At 43.3% G+C, this 4,372-nt stretch carries 4 protein-coding genes and 1 pseudogene; all 5 read left to right on the top strand.

All coding sequences use genetic code 11. From position 1 onward, the window contains the following. Nucleotides 1-497 (top strand): annotated as a pseudogene (locus A2517_RS03480) (DNA-directed RNA polymerase subunit beta'); the annotation flags it as partial. A 118-nt stretch (nt 498-615) separates the two neighbouring features. Next, nucleotides 616-1,575 carry a sensor domain-containing diguanylate cyclase gene (locus tag A2517_RS03475; RefSeq protein ID WP_294894174.1) on the top strand — a complete coding sequence of 320 codons (960 nt, stop codon included), beginning with the start codon at nt 616-618 and terminating at the stop codon, nt 1,573-1,575. Between the two features lie 124 nt (nt 1,576-1,699). After that, nucleotides 1,700-2,080, top strand: a complete 381-nt coding sequence (gene rpsL / locus A2517_RS03470; protein WP_294894172.1) for a 30S ribosomal protein S12 — start codon at nt 1,700-1,702, stop codon at nt 2,078-2,080. Nucleotides 2,081-2,153: 73 nt separating this feature from the next. Then, nucleotides 2,154-2,621: a 30S ribosomal protein S7 gene (rpsG, locus tag A2517_RS03465; RefSeq protein WP_294894170.1), complete on the top strand. Its 468-nt coding sequence runs from the start codon at nt 2,154-2,156 to the stop codon at nt 2,619-2,621. A 77-nt stretch (nt 2,622-2,698) separates the two neighbouring features. Continuing rightward, the coding region (gene fusA / locus A2517_RS03460; RefSeq protein WP_294894168.1) for an elongation factor G at nt 2,699-4,372 on the top strand (1,674 nt) is incomplete at its 3' end.

Raw genomic sequence — 4,372 nt, 5'->3', positions numbered from 1 at the left:
GCTTGACTGACGGTGTTATCAGCTCACACGAGATTTTAAGAATCTTGGGTGTTAAAGCGTTGTATAACTACCTTGTCAGTGAAGTACAACAAGTTTACCGTCGTCAAGGGGTTAACATCGCCGACAAACACATCGAAGTTATCTTTACCCAGATGTTGCGTCAGATCAAAATCCTCCGCTCCGGTGACACTAAGTTCATCGAGGGAGATGTGGTTTCTAAAGCACAGTTCAAAATCGAGAACGAAAAAATCCTTCGTCTCGGCGGAGAGCCTGCGATTGCTGAGCCGTACCTTGTCGGTATCACCCGTGCAGCGGTTAGTGCTGACTCGATCATCTCGGCAGCATCGTTCCAAGACACTACAAAAGTCTTGACCGAAGCGGCAGTTTCTGCGAAAATCGATGACTTGACGGACTTGAAAGAGAACGTCATCATCGGTCGCACGATCCCAGTCGGTACCGGTATCTACAAAGACCAAAAAATGGTTTTCGGAGACTAAGGTTTCCTCTTCTCGTCATTCCCCTTTCGGGGAATCTTTCTTTATAAATAGTATCAGATTTTCTTTTTCTTTTTTGTTGTACACTATAGCAATTTAAAAGTTGGTATCGGGAGATAAGGTGATTAATCAATCAGATTATTTGAAAGATGAGCTCTACACGCGTATCTCAACCGATCCTTCTATTTTTGAGTTTTTACAAAGCGGATCTCTTGATGGTTTATGGTACTGGGATCTTGAGAATCCCCAGAACGAATGGATGAATGCACGGTTTTGGGAACTGCTGGGATACGATCCGAAAGAGAAAAAACATCTAGCTAGCGAATGGCAAGAGTTGATAGATCCCGATGACTTAAAGGTAGCGCTGGAGAATTTCCACAAACATTGTGAAGATCCTGCACACCCTTATGATCAAATTGTTCGCTATCGTCACAAAAACGGTAAAACGATTTGGGTGCGTTGTCGCGGAATTGCTATCAGAGATGCTCAGGGCAAGCCGATTCGTATGCTGGGTGCACATAATGATTTAACCGAACTTAAAGAGCTTGAAGAGAATCTCAGGTATATGGCGAGTACGGATGCGCTAACTGGTCTCATGAATAGACGTTCTTTTGAAGAACATTTTGAGTGGAGTCTTAAAAATAGACAACGCACCTCTGAAGTGTTAAGTTTAGCGATAATAGATATTGACCACTTTAAGAATATAAACGATACCTATGGACATCAGATGGGAGATTTGGTTTTGATTGCCATTGCTTCTGCGATTAAAGAAGGATCTAGAGAAAACGACTTCCCCGCTCGTTGGGGTGGAGAGGAATTTATTGTCTTGTTGCACGGTGCAGATGCAGAACAATCATTGTTGGTTGCTGAGAGGATAAGAGCGTGTATCGCTAAAATTAATATAGTTCACTGTGAGATATCGGCTAGTATCGGTGTATCAACTTTTTTACCTCAAATCGGTGAGGCGTCGAGAGCATTTATGGATCAATGCATTGCGTTGGTAGATAGTGCACTGTATGAAGCTAAGGCTTCAGGGCGGAATTGTGTAATACACAATCTAAAGAAAGAAAACAGATTATAACTCTCTTACAACTTCCTTAAAATAAGCTCAAATTAATCAAAAATTAGCTATTATTGCGCGTTTATTAGTCCCCTTTAAGTAGTGGATTAAAATTCTACTGGAACATTTCAACAAAGGAGATTGTGTGCCAACAATCAACCAACTTATTCGTAAAGAGCGACAAGCGGTAGTGAAAAAATCAAAATCACCCGCTTTGGTGTCATGCCCACAACGTCGTGGTGTATGTACTCGTGTATATACTACAACCCCTAAAAAACCGAACTCGGCGCTTCGTAAAGTTGCTAAAGTTCGTTTGACTTCTGGGTTTGAAGTTATTAGTTATATCGGTGGTGAGGGTCACAACTTGCAAGAGCACTCTATCGTTCTTGTTCGTGGCGGTCGTGTAAAAGACTTACCAGGGGTAAAATACCATATCGTACGTGGTGCTCTTGATACTGCGGGTGTTAAAGACCGTAAAGTATCTCGTTCTAAATACGGAACGAAAAAAGCTAAGGTTAAAAAATAACCAACTAGTCTGACAAGATTCGGTTTTTGATGACCGTTTTTTGAGTAAATGAAAAAACATTGAAGGAAACATTATGAGAAGAAGAAAAGCGCCCGTTCGCGAAATTATGCCTGACCCGGTTCATGGTTCAAAAATTTTGACAAAGTTCATCAACAAAATTATGTGGGACGGTAAAAAAAGTACCGCTGAAAAAATTATGTACGGTGCTTTGGATATCATGGGTTCACGTGGTGAAAAAACAGGTATCGAAGTGTTTAACGCTGCGATTGATAACATCAAGCCGGTTATCGAAGTAAAAAGCCGCCGTGTGGGTGGAGCGACCTACCAAGTTCCAGTAGAAGTTCGTCCTGTACGTCAACTATCTCTTGCAATCCGCTGGTTAACCGATGCGGCACGCAAACGTAACGAGCGCACTATGGCAGAGCGTTTGGCAAATGAATTATCAGATGCTGCAAACGATAAAGGTACAGCATTCAAACGTAAAGAAGATACTTACAAAATGGCTGAAGCGAATAAAGCGTTCGCTCACTATCGCTGGTAAGATATTCGTAACCTTTTGATGACCCTCTCGGGTTATCATTCCCCTATCCACTATAAACTCTATTAAGGGCTATTATCATGGCAAGATCCCATAAACTTGAAGACGTAAGAAACATCGGTATCGCCGCTCACATCGACGCGGGTAAAACGACAACAACTGAGCGTATCTTGTTCTACACCGGTGTATCACACAAAATCGGTGAAGTTCACGAAGGTGCTGCAACTATGGACTGGATGGAGCAAGAGCAAGAGCGTGGTATTACCATTACCTCTGCGGCGACAACTTGTGAATGGAACGGCAAACAAATCAATATCATCGACACTCCGGGCCACGTTGACTTCACCATTGAAGTTGAGCGTTCTATGCGTGTACTTGATGGTGCTGTAGCGGTATTCTGTGCCGTTGGTGGGGTTCAACCACAATCGGAAACAGTATGGCGTCAAGCAAACCGTTACGGGGTTCCTCGTATGGTTTTCGTCAATAAAATGGACCGTACAGGAGCTGATTTCTACAACGTAGAAGAGCAAATCCGTGCTCGTCTTAAAGCGAATCCAATCGCGATTCAACTTCCAATCGGTGCGGAAGATCAATTTAAAGGGATCATCGATCTCGTTAAAATGAAAGCTATCCTTTGGGATGAAGATGCAGCGATGGGCTCAAACTATCATGAAGCAGAAATTCCTGCCGATATGGTTGAAAAAGCGAATCAATACCGCGCTCAATTGATGGAAGCGGCGGCTGAGGGTGACGATACTTTGATGGAGAAATTCTTCGAAGAGGGTGAACTTAGCAACGAAGAGATCATGCGCGGGATTAAAGCCGGATGTCTTAAAATGGAAATCATCCCTATGACATGCGGAACTGCGTTTAAAAACAAAGGGGTTCAAACTCTTTTGGACGCGGTTGTTGATTACCTTCCATCACCACTTGAAGTTGCGGCTATCAAAGGGACTATGGAAGACGATGAAGAGGTAGAAGTTGATGTTGAATCAACGGATGATGCTCCATTCGCCGGTCTTGCGTTCAAAATTATGACAGACCCATTCGTTGGACAGCTCACTTTCGTACGTGTTTACCGTGGTGTTCTTGAATCAGGTACGTATGCTTATAACACTATCAAAGGTAAAAAAGAGCGTATCGGACGTATCGTTAAAATGCACGCAAACAAACGTGAAGAGATCAAATCTCTCTACGCAGGTGAAATCGGTGCGGTTGTAGGTCTTAAAGACACAACTACCGGAGATACTTTGTGTGATGAGCGCGAACGTCTAGTTCTTGAGCGTATGCACTTCCCTGAGCCGGTTATCTCAGTTGCGGTTGAGCCTAAAACAAAAGTAGACCAAGAAAAAATGGGTATCGCGTTAGCAAAACTAGCGGCAGAAGATCCATCTTTCCGTGTTCATACAGACGAAGAGACAGGACAAACGATCATCAGCGGAATGGGTGAGCTTCACCTTGAAATCCTTGTTGACCGTATGTTCCGTGAGTTTAAAGTTGAAGCGGAAGTCGGTGCACCTCAAGTTGCTTACCGTGAATCAATCCGTTCTGAAGTTAACCAAGAGTACAAATACGCGAAACAATCAGGTGGACGTGGACAATTCGGTCACGTATATCTCCGTATCAAGCCGGGCGTACCTGGAACGGGTTATATTTTCCACAACGAAATCAAAGGTGGGGTTATTCCAAAAGAGTACGTTCCTGCAGTTGAAAAAGGGTGTAAAGAAGCAATGCAAAAAGGTGTTCTCGCGGGT

It is taken from the genome of Sulfuricurvum sp. RIFOXYD12_FULL_44_77 (assembly GCF_001830725.1).
Taxonomy (GTDB): domain Bacteria; phylum Campylobacterota; class Campylobacteria; order Campylobacterales; family Sulfurimonadaceae; genus Sulfuricurvum; species Sulfuricurvum kujiense_A.
The sequence above is the reverse complement of the archived record's forward strand: the minus strand, read 5'-3'. Positions and strand labels throughout refer to the sequence as shown.

Excerpts from the sequence above, each read along its gene's own strand:
- rpsG (WP_294894170.1), top strand. The coding sequence starts at position 2,154 with ATGAGAAGAAGAAAAGCGCCCGTTCGCGAAATTATGCCTGACCCGGTT.